The 14610-nt window shown below is 71.8% G+C and carries 13 protein-coding genes and 1 pseudogene; 11 read left to right on the plus strand and 3 right to left on the minus strand.

The features are described 5' to 3' along the window. From ABZX61_RS63315 to ABZX61_RS63350, 8 genes and pseudogenes are all read left to right on the plus strand, one after another. Nucleotides 1–1617 (plus strand): LuxR C-terminal-related transcriptional regulator (locus tag ABZX61_RS63315; RefSeq protein ID WP_355212338.1); only part of this gene is annotated, 1617 nt, incomplete at its 5' end. Nucleotides 1618–1685: 68 nt separating this feature from the next. Further along, a complete protein-coding gene (locus ABZX61_RS63320) occupies nt 1686–2270 on the plus strand; it encodes an RNA polymerase sigma factor (RefSeq protein ID WP_355212341.1) in 585 nt (194 codons plus the stop codon). After that, the gene (locus ABZX61_RS63325) at nt 2270–3319 is read left to right on the plus strand and encodes a CU044_5270 family protein (RefSeq protein ID WP_355212344.1); all 1050 of its coding nucleotides are present in this window, start codon (nt 2270–2272) and stop codon (nt 3317–3319) included. Before ABZX61_RS63320 ends, ABZX61_RS63325 begins: the two co-directional genes overlap by 1 nt. A gap of 77 nt (nt 3320–3396) precedes the next feature. Next, complete coding sequence (locus ABZX61_RS63330; protein WP_355212347.1) at nt 3397–4275, plus strand: hypothetical protein; 879 nt, start codon at nt 3397–3399, stop codon at nt 4273–4275. A gap of 347 nt (nt 4276–4622) precedes the next feature. Next, nucleotides 4623–4790 (plus strand): annotated as a pseudogene (locus ABZX61_RS63335) (S8 family serine peptidase); the annotation flags it as partial. Nucleotides 4791–4866: 76 nt separating this feature from the next. Further along, nucleotides 4867–5178, plus strand: coding sequence for a S8 family serine peptidase (locus tag ABZX61_RS63340; RefSeq protein ID WP_355212349.1), 312 nt, complete (start codon nt 4867–4869; stop codon nt 5176–5178). Nucleotides 5179–5427: 249 nt separating this feature from the next. After that, the gene (locus tag ABZX61_RS63345) at nt 5428–6618 is read left to right on the plus strand and encodes a cytochrome P450 (protein WP_355212352.1); all 1191 of its coding nucleotides are present in this window, start codon (nt 5428–5430) and stop codon (nt 6616–6618) included. Between the two features lie 180 nt (nt 6619–6798). Beyond that, nucleotides 6799–7599, plus strand: a complete 801-nt coding sequence (locus ABZX61_RS63350) for a class I SAM-dependent methyltransferase (protein ID WP_355212355.1) — start codon at nt 6799–6801, stop codon at nt 7597–7599. A 161-nt stretch (nt 7600–7760) separates the two neighbouring features. Here the strand turns inward: ABZX61_RS63350 and ABZX61_RS63355 are convergent, their stop codons facing one another. From ABZX61_RS63355 to ABZX61_RS63365, 3 genes are all read right to left on the minus strand, one after another. Then, nucleotides 7761–8153 (minus strand): nuclear transport factor 2 family protein, encoded by a 393-nt coding sequence (locus ABZX61_RS63355; protein ID WP_355212357.1) that lies wholly within the window; start codon nt 8151–8153, stop codon nt 7761–7763. Nucleotides 8154–8307: 154 nt separating this feature from the next. Beyond that, the gene (locus ABZX61_RS63360; RefSeq protein ID WP_355212359.1) at nt 8308–8745 is read right to left on the minus strand and encodes a DNA-binding protein; all 438 of its coding nucleotides are present in this window, start codon (nt 8743–8745) and stop codon (nt 8308–8310) included. A gap of 224 nt (nt 8746–8969) precedes the next feature. Then, nucleotides 8970–9926, minus strand: a complete 957-nt coding sequence (locus ABZX61_RS63365) for an aminoglycoside phosphotransferase family protein (protein ID WP_355212362.1) — start codon at nt 9924–9926, stop codon at nt 8970–8972. A gap of 254 nt (nt 9927–10180) precedes the next feature. Between ABZX61_RS63365 and ABZX61_RS63370 the strand changes: the two genes are divergently transcribed. The 3 genes from ABZX61_RS63370 to ABZX61_RS63380 all read left to right on the plus strand — a co-directional run bounded on the left by ABZX61_RS63370 (nt 10181) and on the right by ABZX61_RS63380 (nt 14492). Then, nucleotides 10181–10753 carry a dienelactone hydrolase family protein gene (locus ABZX61_RS63370; protein WP_355212365.1) on the plus strand — a complete coding sequence of 191 codons (573 nt, stop codon included), beginning with the start codon at nt 10181–10183 and terminating at the stop codon, nt 10751–10753. A gap of 275 nt (nt 10754–11028) precedes the next feature. After that, nucleotides 11029–12780, plus strand: a complete 1752-nt coding sequence (locus tag ABZX61_RS63375; protein WP_355212368.1) for an ABC transporter ATP-binding protein — start codon at nt 11029–11031, stop codon at nt 12778–12780. Then, nucleotides 12777–14492 carry an ABC transporter ATP-binding protein gene (locus tag ABZX61_RS63380; RefSeq protein WP_355212371.1) on the plus strand — a complete coding sequence of 572 codons (1716 nt, stop codon included), beginning with the start codon at nt 12777–12779 and terminating at the stop codon, nt 14490–14492. Before ABZX61_RS63375 ends, ABZX61_RS63380 begins: the two co-directional genes overlap by 4 nt. The last annotated feature ends 118 nt before the right edge of the window (nt 14493–14610 follow it).

Below are 14610 nucleotides of genomic sequence, written 5' to 3' on the forward strand. Positions count from 1 at the left end.
GGCCGCGCCCGCGAACGCGCGGGCCACGCCGCGGCCGCCGCGGCCCTGGAGCGGGCGGCCCGGCTCACCCCCGGCCTGGCCGAACGTGCCCGGCGGCTGGCTCTGTCGGCCGAGGCCGCCGCGGACGCCGGCGACCTGGAGCACGCGCAGGTCCTGGCCGATCAGGCCCGGCGGCTGGGCGACGACCCGCTGACCCTCGCCCGGCTGGCGGGGCTGCGCGGCCGGATCGCGTTCGACCGGGGCGCGGTGCAGGAAGCCCACCGGATCCTCGTCGACGGCGCCGCCGCCATCGCCGGCCTCGACCGCAGGGGCGCGGCGCTCCTCCTGCTCGACGCGGTGCGCAACGCGTGGTACCTGAGCGATCCGGCGGCCGTCGCCGAGTCCTCGGCGGGGCTGGCGGGCCTGCCGCTGACGCCGGAGGACGGGCTCGACGGGTTTGTCCGGGCGGCCCACGCGATGGCCGATTTCCTGGCCGGCGACCTGGACCGGGCGCTGCCGCCGTTCCGCGAGCTCATCGACCTGGCCGCGGCGATCCCCTCCGGCATGACGGCCCTGCGGATCAGCATCTGCTCGCTGGCCGGGATCTCGGGCGACTTCGACAACGGGCTCGCCATCGCCCACGCGGCGATCGAGGAGTGCCGGGCCGACGGCATGATCGGGCTGCTGCCGCTCGCCCAGGCGGTGCTGGCGATCCACCAGATGTACCTCGGGCGCTTCCGCGACGCCGTCACGACCGCGACCGAGGGACGCCGGCTCGCCACCGACATCGGCCAGACGCACCGCATCGCGCACTTCGAGAGCGTCATGGCCATGGTGGCTGCCGTCCAGGGCCGGGAGCAGGACTGCCGCGAGCTCGCCGAGCGCACGATCGCGCACGTCAGCGCCCATCCGGTGGCGACGATCGTGGGCTGGGCCGAGTGGGCGCTCGGCCTGCTGGACCTCGGTCAGGGCCGCTTCGAGGCCGCGCTGGAGCGCTTCGACGCCGCCGCCCGGGGGCCGCTCCGGCACCAGATCATGCCCGTCTACTTCGCTCCCGACCAGATCGAGGCCGCCGTACGGCTGGGCCTGCCCGCCCGCGCCGCGCAACCGCTGGCCCGCTTCGAGTCCTGGGCCGCCGCCGCCCGCCATCCGTGGGCGGAGGCCGTGCTGCACCGCTGCCGGGCCCTGCTCGCCACCGACGACGCGGAGGCGGAGCGGCATTGGGAGCAGGCCGTACGATCGCACGCCGACGCGAACCGCCCCTACGAACGGGCCCGCACCGACCTGCTCCACGGCGAGTGGCTGCGCCGCGCCCGCCGCAAGAACGAGTCCAGGACCCGCCTGCGCTCGGCGCTGGAGACCTTCGAACGCGTCGGCGCCGCGCCGTGGGCCGAACGGGCGCGCGCCGAGCTGCGCGCGGCGGGCGAGACCGTCGCCCAGGGCGCCCCCGACCTGGCCGCCTCGCTCTCACCCCAGGAACTCCAGGTGGTACGCCTGGCCGCCACGGGTGTCACCAACCGGGAGATCGCCGCCCAGCTGTTCCTCAGCCCCAAGACCGTCAGCCACCACCTCTACCGCGCCTTCCCCAAGCTCGGCGTCACCACCCGCACCGAACTCGCCCGCCTCGACCTGGGCTGAAACACGGCCGTGAAGAAAACCGGCTGAGCGGCGAACTCCGGGGTGACAGTTCCCTCCGAAAGGACGCCATGGTTGCACCACCTGACGCCAGTGACGTGATGGAAGACGTCACCGTGGTCGAGCGGTCGATGGACAACCCTGACCTTTTCGCTCTCCTGTACGACCGGTACTTCAACGAGCTCTACCGATATCTGGCCGCCCGGCTCGGCAGCGAGCACGTCGAGGACATGGTCGCGGACGCCTTCCTGATCGCGTTCAACGGCAGAGGCGGCTTCGACTCCGACCGAGGCACCGTGCGGTCGTGGTTATACGGCATCGCGACGAATGTCGTGGCCCGGCACCGCCGCAGAGAAGGGCGCCGCCTGAACGCCCTCAGCAAGGTCCCGGCCGAGGATTCCGCCGACGGGCACGAGGACCGGGTGACCTCACAGCTCGCGGCGGAGGCCAGCAGGCCGGAGCTCGTGCGCGGGCTGAAAGGGCTCGCGAAGGGCGATCGCGACGCGGTGTTCCTGCTCGTGTTCGGCGGGCTCGGCTACGAGGAGATCGCCACGGCGCTGGACATACCGATCGGGACCGTCGGGTCCCGGATCAACAGGGCGAGGAAGAAGCTGCGTACCGCCCTGGGCGACGTCAACCCGATGAAGGAGTGGTGATGGACGAGCTCAAGCTGATCGAGGCCGTGTTCACGGAGCCGGACCCCACGCCGCGGGCCGCCGCGGCGGGGCGGGACCGCTTCCTCCGGCAGGCCCGGCAGGCGCAGGCGTCCCAGCTCGGCCGCCGCAGGTGGGCCACCGTGCTGCCGGCCCGGCGCGTGATCCTGGTCGGCGCGATGGCGGTGACGCTCACCGCCGGCATCCTCGTCACCGAGGTGGGCCTGGGCGGCTCCGCCCCGCACACCCCCGGAAACCTGCTCGCCGCGCCTCCGGCCGACGCCAAGGCACTGCTCACCCTGGCCGCGCGGGCCGCCGCCGACCAGGGTGACACGGTGCCGTCCCGCGGCCAGTACGTCCACACCAAGACGCTCGCCCAGCAAAGCCTGTACACCAAGGACAAGGCGGGCACGACGCAGTACACCAAGGTGATGGTCAACGAGGAGCGCTGGGAGGCCGCCGACGTGGGCAAGCCCTGGCTGAGCCGCAAGCAGGCCCTGTCGGCCACGGGACCGGCGCCCCGGAAGTTCTGGGACCGCGGCGTCGAGGACATCCTCTCCGAGTCGTCGGGCTGCCCCGGCCAACCGGCCTACGCCCGGCTGGGCGCCTGGCCGACGGACCCCGCCCAGGTGCGCGCGAAGATCGTGGCCGACACGGGCGAGGAGCCGCTGCGCATCTGGACCGCCCTCCAGGGCCTGATCCGCGAGTCCGTGGTACGGCCCAGCCTGGGCGCCGCGCTCTACCAGGTGGCCGCCGGGCTGGACGGCATCGTGCTCATCGGCGACGCCGTGGACGTCTCCGGCCGCCCCGGGCTGTCCGTCGCCATGGACGAGGGCGACGGCCGCCGGTCCGAGCTGATCTTCGACCGTCAGACCTATCGCTACCTGGGCGAGCGCACGGTGATCACCGAGGCCAAGAAGGTGAAGCTGCCCGAGGGCGAGTACTTCGAGAAGAAGGGCTCGGTGAACGGCGTCGCCGTGCTCGCCGCCGACCTCGTCCCGGGGCTGCCCGAGGTGTCGCCGAAGGCGTCCCGCATGAAGATCCCCTGCTGAGACTTTCCCCCAGATCCGGCCTTTTCGGCCGGGAGTTCTGTTTCGCATGCCCACATTTGGATGAAGGAGAACTACCCATGTTCATCGCCAAGGCCGTCGCGGCCACCCTGCTCGCCGGTTCGTTCGGCGCTCTCGCCGCACCGCCCGGGGACGACGCCGCGTACGACAGGCAGCGGCAGATGGAGGACAAGCGCGTCGCCTGCATGACCGAGCAGGGCCTCGCCTACGTGGCCGCGCTCGCGCCCGAGCGCCGGTGGCAGCCCGGGGAGCGGGAACGGCTCGCGGGCGACCTCAAGGCGCTGCGGACGTACCGGGCCAGGTACGGCTTCGGCGTCTGGTCCCCGAACGTCTATCCGAAGGACGAGGTGGTCAACCCCACCTCGCCGGACAACCCGAACAACAAGACCCTGATGTCCCTCTCGGCCGCCGACCTGAAGAAGTGGCGCGCCGCCGACGACGCCTGCTTCTCCCAGGTGGTCAAGGACGTGCTGGGCAAGACCGTCACCTCCCAGGAGGACTACTACGACCAGCTCGAAGCGGCGGTGCAGAAGTCGCTGAGCGTCCTCGACCAGGACAAGGAGCTCGTGCGGCTGGGCAAGCAGTTCGCCACGTGCCTGGGGGTCGGCGAGACCAGGCCGACCGCGCTGGACGGCCTGAGCCACACGAAGATCGTACGGCAGGCCTCGGAGGTCGCCAGGAAGGCCTGGAAGGGCGAACTGCCCCAGGCCCCGAAGGGCAAGCCCGTCATCTTCCGGCCGAACCTGAAGCCGGCGGAGGCCAAGCCGTACCTGGACAAGGAGATCAAGGCGGCGCTGAAGGACCTGGAGTGCGGGAAGGCCTTCTACCCCGCCTACTCGCCCAAGGCCGTGGAGATCACGTCGCGGGTCTACCAGGAGTTCGGCAGGGAGAGCGCGGCCCAGGCGATCGCGTCCCGGATCTACCGCAAGATCATCTGACCGGACGGTGACGGCGGGCCGCTCGTAGCACCCCGAGCGGCCCGCCCCCACGCTGCAGGTGCGTATAATCAAGGTTCTGCTCTCGCTGGCACTCTCAGGCGCTCCCCCGATCCCCGGAGCGCCTCCCCCGGCCGCGGGAACGGTGACGCTGCTGACCGGGGCTGCTCTCCTCCCGGTACGGCGACGCCGACCGCCCCGACATCCCGATCATCAGTCAGTCGGGCCTGCCCGCGGGAGCCAGGCAGGCCCGCGGCTTCGCCGGCCTCGGCCTGACCGCGGGCGGCAAAGGTGGTCAACATGAGCCTCGGCGGCCAGGACACTCCCGGCTCGACCCGCTCGAACTGGCCGTGAACACGCTGTCGGCCACCAAGGGCACGCTCTTCGTGATCGCCGCGGGCAACGTCCGAGCGCCCGGCACCGTGAACTCGCCGGGCAGCGCGGACGCGGCGCTCACCGTGGGGGCGGTGGACCGCGACGACCGGACGGCCGACTTCTCCAGCCGGGGCCCGCGCTCGTTCGACCACGCGGTCAACCCGGACATCTCCGCACCCGGAACCGACATCGTGGCCGCCAACCTCGGCGGGGGGCCACATGGCGCACAACGGGACCTCGATGGCGGCGCCGCACGTCGCGGGGGCCGCCGCCATCATCGCCCAGCAACATCCCGACCGAAACGGCGAGCGGATCAAGGCGGCGCTGGTCGAATCGGCCAAAGCCGGCGGCGGATGGACCGCGCTGGTGACCAACCCGCGCGACGGCCGGCGACCACGCGGGGGCGGGCGTCGTCCAGACGATCACCCGCGCGTGCGCGGTCGGCTCGTAGCGGGGCGCCCGGAAGCCCGAGCCCGCGACGCCGCGATCCCGGCGCGGCGTCGCGGGCTCCGGGTGGCGGCGCGCCTTTGAAATGCCATTTCACGCTCTCGGATATGTAGCGCGACTTCCTTTTGACATCGAAGTAGCCCAGTTCATGCACGGCGCATACGGTCAGCAATGCCATTACGACGCAACGCATTCATTGCCGAGATTCCACCAATTCTGTAAATTCAGTGGCGATACTCCTCGGCGTTAACTTATTAACCGGCACTATTCCTGATTTGGTGTCGACCACGTACCGGCGGGCGTGCGCGTACACCCGAAATGGGGCAGGTGGGAATGACAACGGTCGGAGGACCGGATCGGGCCGCTTCCGGCGCGACGCGGCCGTGGCCGGGCGGGGCGGCGCGGTGGTACCGGCGGGACCCGCTGGGGTTCGTCGAGCACGCGGCCCGCGAGCGGGGCCCGGTGTTCCGGCTGCCCGACGACGGTTCGCTGTGCGTGGCCGACCCGGCGGAGGCCCTGCGGGTGCTGCAGGACGAGGAGGGCCACTACGACGACGTGTCCGACTTCTTCCACGTCCGCGGCGGCCGGCTGGAGCCGCGGGAGACGCAGGTCGCGATCGGACGGGCGGCCCGCGCGACGTTACGCGCCCATCTGGCCGCGCATCGCGAGCGGCTGCCCGCCGTGGTCGCCGAACTCGGGGAGGTCAGCGAGTGGCCCTCGGCCGGGCGCGCCGCCGCGTACCGGTTCCTGGCCGAGGCGCTGCTGCGGCCGGACAGCCCGCCGCCCTTGCGGGAGCTGATGGCGCAGGTGGTGCGGAACGATGTCCTGATCCGCCCCAGCGGCCGGCTGGCGAGCGCGATGCGGCGGGCGCTGTGGGTGCGCGTGGTGCGGGCACTCGCCGTCGAGGTGCTCGCGCGGCGGGCCGGTCCGCGCCGCGACCTGCCCGGCGACCTGCTGGACGCCATACTCGAGGCCGCCCCGCCCGATACGCCTGCCGCCCAGCTCGCCCAGGTGTACCTGCTGCTGTTCCGAACCTCGGTGGCGCCCGTGAGCCACGTGGTCGCCTGGGCGTTGCTGGCGGCCGCGACCGACGGCGTCGACCTGGCGACCGTGCCCGCGGACTCGGCTGTACGGGAGTCGCTGCGGCTGTGGCCGGTGGCCTGGCTGATGGGCCGCCCCGTACTCCGCGCCCACCAGGTCGGCGGCGTACGGCTGGAACCGGGAGAAAGCGTGTCGGTCTGCGCCTACCTCCTGCACCGCGACGAACGGCACTGGCCGCAGGCCACCCGCTTCCGGCCCGGCAGATGGGACGGCCCCGGTTCCCGTGGGCCCTACCTGCCCTTCGGCGGCGGCTCGTTCACCTGCGCCGGCGCCGTCGTCGCCCGCAACCTGGCCTCCGACCTGCTCGCCGCCGTGACCGACGGCGCCCGCCTCGAGGTACGCGGCGGTCACGGGCAGCCCCACGTCGCGGGCATCATCACCCCTCCCCCGTTCCAGCTGCGCCGGATCCCGCATCAGACCTGACCACCCTCGGTCGTCAGGAAGGAGGTGAGCTCCGTGAGGAAGTTGCTGCACCGGGTCACCGGCCGCCGGGTCAACCGGCAGGCATGGTTCATCTGGTAGTCCATCTCCATCGGCTGTGCCGGGCCCAACGGCCCGGCACGGCTCGCGCCGCGGCGGGACACCCGCATCCGGGAGGCACGCATGTCGCACGTGGACGAGACGCTGGCCGCCTACGAGGGCATCGCGGCCCGCTACGACGAGCTGAACGCGCAGCTGGACACCTCCAGCCTGGTGGCCCGCTTCGTGGAGGCGGCCGATCGGTACGGGTCGGGCGGACGGCGGCTCCTGGACGCCGGCTGCGGAACCGGCCGCAGCAGCGTGGCCTTCCGCGAGCGCGGGTTCGAGGTGACCGGCTACGACCTGTCCCCCGCGATGGTCGCGACGGCCCGCCGCCGGCCCGGGGCCGAGGAGATCCGGTTCCTGGTGGGACGGCTGCAGGAGCCCCCGCCCGGACTGACCGGCTTCGACGTGGTCGCCTGCGTGGACGTGCCGATGACGTACCTGACCGGCACGGAGCAGCTGCGACAGGCGCTGACGGCCGCGCGCGACCAGCTCACCGAGGACGGGGTGCTGGTCTTCGACCTGAACACCATCGGCTACTACCGCCGCATGTTCAGCGTCCCCACGGTCGCCGACCGGGGCGACCGGTACGTGGCCTGGTTCGCGGAGTCCCCGCGGATCGAGGCCGACGCTGTCGTGATCACGCAGTTCGACCTGTTCGAACGGAACGGGGCGGGCTGGGAGCGGCTGTCGATGCGCCACGTGCAACGGCACCATTCCGAGCGGACGGTACGCGAGGCGGCCGAGCAGGCCGGACTGCACGTCGTGGCCACCCACGGGCTGGTGGGGACGTCCGCACGGGACCCGGCCGACGAGGACGAACACGACCGGATCCTGTACGTCGCCCGCCGGTCCGACCTGGCCGGCTCGCAAGGACGATGACCCCCGCGGCGACCGCGACCCAGCGAGACGCGGCGACCCGCCTGAGCACCGTCGCAACCGCGGATCTGCCGGCGATCTTCTTGTCGGCCTCATTCAGGTAGGCGCGGACCCCGGCCGGCGTCGCCTGCCCGAACCCGCGACCCAGACGCCCGCGCCGGGTATCAAGCCTTGATCGCCGTGCCCTGGGCTGAGACAAAGCGCCAGGCGCCGCGGGCGTCGGCGACGTAAACGTGGGTGTAGCGGCTTCCGGCGCTGAACGTGGTGCCGTCGGGATTGGTGAAGTTCATGCCGGTACGCCCGACGACGATGCCTACTGTGCCGATGACCCGGACGATCGCCTCGTCCAGGAACGAGTGGATCCGCGGGAACCGCAGGGAGCCGGAGGCCACCAGGTCGAGCAGGATCCTTTTGTCGGCGACGGCCCCGTCCTCGACCCCGACCAGGACGAAGTCGTCGGCCAGTAGCTCCTCCAGAACGGCGAGATCGCTCGCCACCAGGGCATCGAAGAAGCTCTGGTCGTGCTTGAGGAGGGTGACCCGATCGAAGCTGCTCATGTCGCGACGATAAAGGCTGACGCTGGCGACAAGGTCAAGCCGGCCCCCGGGGCGCGTTCATCCAGACGCGGAGAGACCGCCCCGAACTTCGCCGCCGGCACAACACCCACACCAACGACGGACATCCTCCGAAGCAGGGGTGTGGAGGTCCGTGCTACTCCAGGTCTTCGACACGGTCCGCGAGGCGTTCGTGGCGTTGCCTGGCGGCCTGGGCGGTGCCGAGCCCGAGCCCGAACGCGATCTCCTGCCAGGTCATGCCGCGCCCCCGCGCCATCTCCAGCAGGCTGACCTCCAGCGCGTCCAGCTCCCCGCGCACCAGCGGAAGGAGGCTCAACGCCGCGGTGATGTCGGCGTGGTCGACCTCCGGCTCGCCGTCATCGAGCCGTGCGGCTCCGCTGAGCAGGAACGTCACGAGCCGGACGGCTTCGTGCGGGCCGATGGCCGACGCATGGACCTGCCGGCCGCGCTGCTCATCGGTGACCGCGTGCCGCTCGGCGATCCGGAACAGGGACGCGTACACGCGTTGCGCGCGCGCCTGCTCCGGCTGCGGAGGAGTGAAGGGGTCGAGGTGGTGATCGGCATCTGTGGGCATGTGCTCACGATGCCGCAACACTCAAACCGATGTCAACTTACTGTTTTAAACAGAGCGTTTAAGATCGCGATAGTAGGCCGCTGCCGTAGCGATCAAGCGTGTGACCGCGGCGACCATGGTGGTACCGACGTCGCCTTTAGGAGCGTCACTGTCTCGGGAAACTGAGGACAGCAGGGAGCGCGCCAGACGAGCGGCGCGCGCGGGCCGTCAGAGCCGGGAGGGGCTCAGAGCGCCGCCAGGATGCGGTCGATCCTCGCCGGTGTCAGCGGCCGGTCGAGCATCGCGTGCAACCGGGCCCGGGCCCTGCCGCGATTCTCGTCCGACTCCTCAGGTGACAGGGCACGCCTGGCGTAGAACTCCAGCAAATGCCCCTGCACCACGATCGCCATCGAGAAGTCGGCCGGCTCGGCCACCACCGCAGGCCCACCCGCGCCCCGATAGGCCCGGTAGGCCGCGACCGCGTCCTCCAGGGGCAGATCGACGAGGATCCCCGCCAGCTCGAACGCCGGGCGCGCCGGCCCGCAGTTCTCCCAGTCCAGCACGATCACGCCGCCGCCGGCTGCCCGGCACACGTTCTCCACGTTGACGTCGCGATGGCAGGTGGTGATGGAAGACCCGGGCGAGGCGACCAGAGAGTCCAGCGCGACGAGATCGGCAAGCGCCCGCTCCAGCGTCGGCGCCCACTCACCCCCGGCCGCCGCCAGCTCCTCCCACGCGTCCCGGCCGACCGGCTCCGCGAACCACGGGACCACCGGCCCCGTCGCCGGGTGCCCCACCCCATGCAGCCCGGCCGTCACCACGCCGAGCTCGGCCGCCGTGACCACCTCACCCGGCACCAGATCCACCCATTCGTAGACCCGCCACCTCCCGTCGAGCAGTACGTCGCCCTCAACCGTCGTGACGTGCCGCGGCAGGCGCACCCCTGCCTTCCCGGCGGCCAGCTGGAACGCGGCGTCCTGCCGCGCGGCGCTCTCCTCGGCGGACACGAGCAACTCCTTCACGGCCCACGAACCGCGCCCCGTGTCCAGCCGCCAGATCCGGCCCAGCTCGCCGCGCGCCGCGTACACGGCCGGCCCGACCGGCTCCCCCAGCCCGTACGCCCGTGCCACTGCCCGCTTCGCCTCGTCGTCCACGATCCCTCCCCACGGCACCCGGGCCATGCTGTCCTCACTCGCAGCCATCGGCAACCCGGGAGGCGGCGCACGGCGAGACAGTCCCGGACCGGTCGTCGTGCGGGCCACTGTCCGGCGGTCCAAGCCAAGCGCCCCAACCCTCCGGCCCGCCCATGCGCCCCGACCCGCCCTCCCCGGCGCTGCGCCCAGGCGGCGCGGCAGCGGATGAATCCTGAGATCAGCTTGATCTTCACGTGGAACCCGTCGCCAATTCCGGGAATGCCGCGTCAGCACCACCCCGGGCGCTGGCTAAGCTGCGGCGCATGGCACGAATTCTCCTCTTGCACTCGATGTACGGCCTGCGGCCCGCCGTCCACCAGGCCGCTGACCGGTTGCGGACGGCCGGCCACGAGGTGCACGTCCCCGATCTGTACGACGGCCGCGTCGTCGACACACCCGAGGAGGGGACCGCGATCAAGGAGGAGATCGGCCGCGATGAGCTGCTGAAGCGGGCCGTGACTGCAGCGGCCCCGCTGTCCCCGGACGGCCTGGTGTACGCGGGCTTCTCCCTCGGCGCGGCGATCGCCCAGAACCTCGCCCTGGGTGACGAGCAGTCTCGAGGGCTGCTGCTGATGCACGGCACCTCCGACATGGCCGACGACCTCTCGGCCGACGACCTGCCGGTCCAGCTTCACGTCGCCGATCCCGACACCTACGAACCCGCCGACTGGTTGAACGCCTGGTACATCCGGATGCGCCGGGCGCGGACCGACGTGGAGGTCTTCCGCTATCCGGGCGTCGGCCACCTGTTCACCGACCCCGACCTGCCCGACTACAACGCGCAAGCTGCCGAGCGCGCCTGGGCCGTCGCGCTGGACTTCCTCGCCGACCTGTAACCGGCGGCCGTCTTCGGGTGGGAGGGCGGGCTCGGGACGGACGTGCTGAGGCTCGTCATCACCGGCGCCAACGGGAAGACCCGACTACTCCCGGCGTCGTAGTCCGGCCGGTCGGTGATCCCGGTGCGGTAGTGGCAGATGACTCCGCCTGCGGGACGCCATGGAACCGCAGCCGGACGAGAATTTCCGGTCATGAGAGCCCCAGCCAGCGCATCGACGCACCGATGAGCACCACTGACCGGTCCTCGCCCCCCGGTCCCGCGGCGGGACCGGGCATGGCAAGGCTGCTGCGCCCCTACGGATGGAGTTTCGCCACCGTTGTGATCCTGCAGGTCATCGGCGCTGTCGCGGGGCTGGCGCCGCTGCTGGCGGTCGTCGAACTGGGCCGTACGCTGTTGTCGCCCGGCCCGGCCGATCACGGTCACGTCTGGACCGTCGTCATCGCGGGCGCGGCCGGCCTGTTCGTACGGCTGCTGTTCACGGCCGCCTCGTCCGGGATCGGGCACGTCCTCGACGGCCAGGTGCAGCTGTCGTTCCGCCGGCAGCTGGCCGCGCGGCTGGGACGCGTACCGATCGGCTGGTTCTCCCGGCGCCGGACCGGCGAGCTGGCGAAGGTGGTCGGGGAGGACGTGAGCGCCGTGCACCCGTTCATCGCCCACACCCCCGGCGAGCTGGTCACCGCGTTCGTGGTGCCGCTGGTGTCGCTGATCTACCTGTTCACCGTCGACTGGCGGCTCACGCTGATCACGCTGATACCGGTGGTGCTGGCCGTGGCGCTGGTCCCCCTGATGATGACCCCGGCCCGGCTGCGCGAGCAGGAGGAGTTCGACGCGGCCATGGGACGGATCGCGAGTTCGGCCGTCGAGTTCGTGCAGGGCATCTCGGTGGTCAAGGCGTTCGGCGGATCCGAGCGCGCCCACCGCAGGTTCCGCACGGCCGCGGACGATTTCGCCGCCACCTTCTTCCGGTGGGTGCGCGCTGTCTCCGCGATCGCCGCGGGGATGCAGCTGGCGCTGTCGCCGCCGTTCGTGCTGCTGGTCGTGCTGATCGGCGGCGCGGCCCTGATCATGAACGGTGGCCTGACCCCGCCCGACCTGCTGCCCTTCCTGCTGCTCGGGCTGGGCCTGACCGCTCCCGTGGCGGCCCTCGGCCACGGCTTCGACGACATGCAGGCCGCCCGGCGGGCGGTCGGCCGGATCCGGGACGTGCTCGCGGTGCGGTCGCTGCCGGAGCCCGCGCGTCCGGTCGCGCCGCGGGGCCACCGGGTGGAGCTGCGTGGCGTCCGGTTCGGGTACGAAGCCGATCACGAGGTGCTGCGCGGGATCGACCTGGTGCTCGAACCGGGGACGGTCACCGCGGTCGTCGGGCCGTCGGGGAGCGGGAAGTCCACGCTGGTCCAGCTGTTGCCGCGGTTCTTCGACCCGACCCACGGCTCGGTCGTCCTGGGCGGTGCCGATCTGCGCGAGCTCGGCAGCCAGGACCTGTATCGGCTGGTCTCCTTCGTCTTCCAGGACGTCCGCCTGCTGCGCGCGTCGGTCGCGGAGAACATCGCGCTGGCGGTGCCGCACGCCGGCCACGATGACGTGGTTCGCGCCGCCCGGCTGGCGAATGTCCACGAGCGCATCCTCGAGCTGCCGCGCGGGTACGAGACGGTGCTCCATGAAGAGACCGGGCTGTCGGGCGGCGAGGCGCAGCGGATCTCGATCGCACGCGCGCTGCTCGCCGCCACGCCCGTCCTGGTGCTCGACGAGGCGACCGCCTTCGCCGACCCGCACACCGAGCAGGCCGTACGCCGAACCCTGGCCACGCCGTCGGGCGATCGCACGGTGCTGGTCATCGCCCATCGCCTGGAGACGATCGCCGGCGCCGACACCGTCGTGATGCTGGAGAACGGGTCGATCGTCGAGCGCGGCACGCCCGCCGAGCTGCTGGCGCGGAACGGAAAGTTCGCCGCGCTCTGGAGATCCCACCGGTCGGCGGTCGCCGGCGGGATCGAAACCGTACCGCAGGGAGATGAGCCCCGATGATCCGAATGCTGCTGCGCGTGCTCGGAGACGAGTACGCCCGGCCGGTGCGTCGCACCGTGGCCCTGATGACGACGACCGCGGTGGCCGAGGGGTTGTCCTACGCGCTGCTCGTTCCCGTGCTGCGGGCGCTGTTCGGGAGCGCGCCCGCGGACGCCGGGCCGTGGCTGGTCGCGTTCGGGGCCGCGGTCGCGGTCTACGCCGTGCTGCGCTATCGCAGCGATCTGTCCGGTTTCCGCGTCGGGACGGTGCTGTTGCGCGGCATGTACCACCGGCTCGGCGATCATCTGGCCCGCCTGCCGCTGGGCTGGTACGGCGCCGGCCGGGTCGGTGAGGTGTCCGTGCTGGCCAGCCGCGGCGTCCTGCAGGCGATGAGCGTGATCGCGCATCTGCTGGCGCCGTTCGTCTCCGCCTGCGTGACCCCGCTGACGATCGTCGCGGTGATGCTCGCCTTCAACCCGCCCTTGGGCCTGGCCGCACTGGTCGCCGTCCCGGTCGTGGCGGCGGTCCAGATCTGGACGGGACGCTCGATGGCCGCCGCCGACGAGGACCGCCACGAACGCGACCACGAGGCCACGGGACGGGTCATCGAGTATCTCCAGGCCCAGCCGGTGCTGCGGGCCGGCGGCCGGACCGGCGAACGCTTCGAGCTGCTCGACGGCTCGCTGCGGGAAGTCCGGCGCGCCTCCCGCCGTACCGTGCTGTCGGCGCTGCCCGGCACCTTGGGCCTGGCACTCACCGTGCAGGCGATCTTCACGGCGCTGCTGGTCCTGGGCGCCTACCTGGCGCTCGGCGGGGGCATCGGCGCGGCGGAGGTGCTGACCATCCTGGTGCTCGCCGCCCGCTGCGCCGATCCGCTGCTGTCGCTGGCCGACCTCGGCGGCCGGCTCCGCGGCGCGCGTTCCGAGCTGGCGAGGCTCGACACGCTGTTGCGCACCGAGCCGCTGCCGGAACCCCGCGAACCGGTCCCGCCGGCGGGCCATGCCCTGGAGTTCGACTCCGTCGTGTTCAGGCACGGGGGCCGTACGGTGCTGGACGACGTGTCGTTGTCCGTGCCGGAGGGGCAGCGGCTCGCCGTCGTCGGACCGTCCGGGGCGGGCAAGAGCACGTTGCTGCAGTTGCCGGCACGGTTCTACGACGTGGACGCGGGCGCGGTGCGCGTGGGAGGCGTGGACGTACGTGCCGTCAGCACCGAGGCGTTGATGGCGCGGATCGCCATCGTCTTCCAGGAGGTCTATCTCTTCGACGGCACGATCGAGGAGAACGTACGTCTCGGCCGTCCCGACGCCGGCGAAGCCGAAGTGCGCGCGGCGGCGGCCGCGGCGCGGCTGGACGAGGTGATCGAGCGGCTGCCCGGCGGCTGGGCGACGAATGTCGGCGAGGGCGGCGCGCTGCTGTCCGGCGGCGAACGCCAGCGTGTCTCGATCGCGCGGGCGCTGCTGAAGAACGCGCCCATCGTGCTGCTGGACGAGGTCACCTCCGCGCTGGACCCGGTGAACGAGGCGGCCGTCCACGAAGGCATCGAGCGCCTGATGGCGGGCCGGACGGTCGTGATGGTGGCGCATCGGCTGCGGACCGTCCGGCGCGCCGACCGCATCGTCTTTCTGGACGGCGGCCGGATCGTGGAAGAAGGCGGCCACGACGAACTGCTGCGCCGCGGCGGCCGCTACGCCGATTTCTGGAACACCGAATATACCTTCACGTCATTTTGCTGAGTCATTATTCGGGAAGACTCTACAACACCGCTACAAATGCTCTACAAATTCACGACCTAGCCTCCCACCTGCATGAATGCATCAATAAATTATCTCCAAGACATGGCTTCGTAGGCGA

Source organism: Nonomuraea sp. NPDC003709 (assembly GCF_040610775.1).
GTDB classification, from domain to species: Bacteria; Actinomycetota; Actinomycetes; order Streptosporangiales; family Streptosporangiaceae; genus Nonomuraea; species Nonomuraea angiospora_A.

Coding starts and splice junctions, on each gene's coding strand:
- ABZX61_RS63320 (WP_355212341.1), top strand. CDS start 1,686: ATGGTTGCACCACCTGACGCCAGTGACGTGATGGAAGACGTCACCGTG.
- ABZX61_RS63330 (WP_355212347.1), top strand. CDS start 3,397: ATGTTCATCGCCAAGGCCGTCGCGGCCACCCTGCTCGCCGGTTCGTTC.
- ABZX61_RS63370 (WP_355212365.1), top strand. CDS start 10,181: ATGGCACGAATTCTCCTCTTGCACTCGATGTACGGCCTGCGGCCCGCC.
- ABZX61_RS63380 (WP_355212371.1), top strand. CDS start 12,777: ATGATCCGAATGCTGCTGCGCGTGCTCGGAGACGAGTACGCCCGGCCG.
- ABZX61_RS63355 (WP_355212357.1), bottom strand. CDS start 8,153: ATGAGCAGCTTCGATCGGGTCACCCTCCTCAAGCACGACCAGAGCTTC.
- ABZX61_RS63325 (WP_355212344.1), top strand. CDS start 2,270: ATGGACGAGCTCAAGCTGATCGAGGCCGTGTTCACGGAGCCGGACCCC.
- ABZX61_RS63375 (WP_355212368.1), top strand. CDS start 11,029: ATGGCAAGGCTGCTGCGCCCCTACGGATGGAGTTTCGCCACCGTTGTG.
- ABZX61_RS63340 (WP_355212349.1), top strand. CDS start 4,867: ATGGCGCACAACGGGACCTCGATGGCGGCGCCGCACGTCGCGGGGGCC.
- ABZX61_RS63365 (WP_355212362.1), bottom strand. CDS start 9,926: ATGGCTGCGAGTGAGGACAGCATGGCCCGGGTGCCGTGGGGAGGGATC.
- ABZX61_RS63350 (WP_355212355.1), top strand. CDS start 6,799: ATGTCGCACGTGGACGAGACGCTGGCCGCCTACGAGGGCATCGCGGCC.
- ABZX61_RS63345 (WP_355212352.1), top strand. CDS start 5,428: ATGACAACGGTCGGAGGACCGGATCGGGCCGCTTCCGGCGCGACGCGG.
- ABZX61_RS63360 (WP_355212359.1), bottom strand. CDS start 8,745: ATGCCCACAGATGCCGATCACCACCTCGACCCCTTCACTCCTCCGCAG.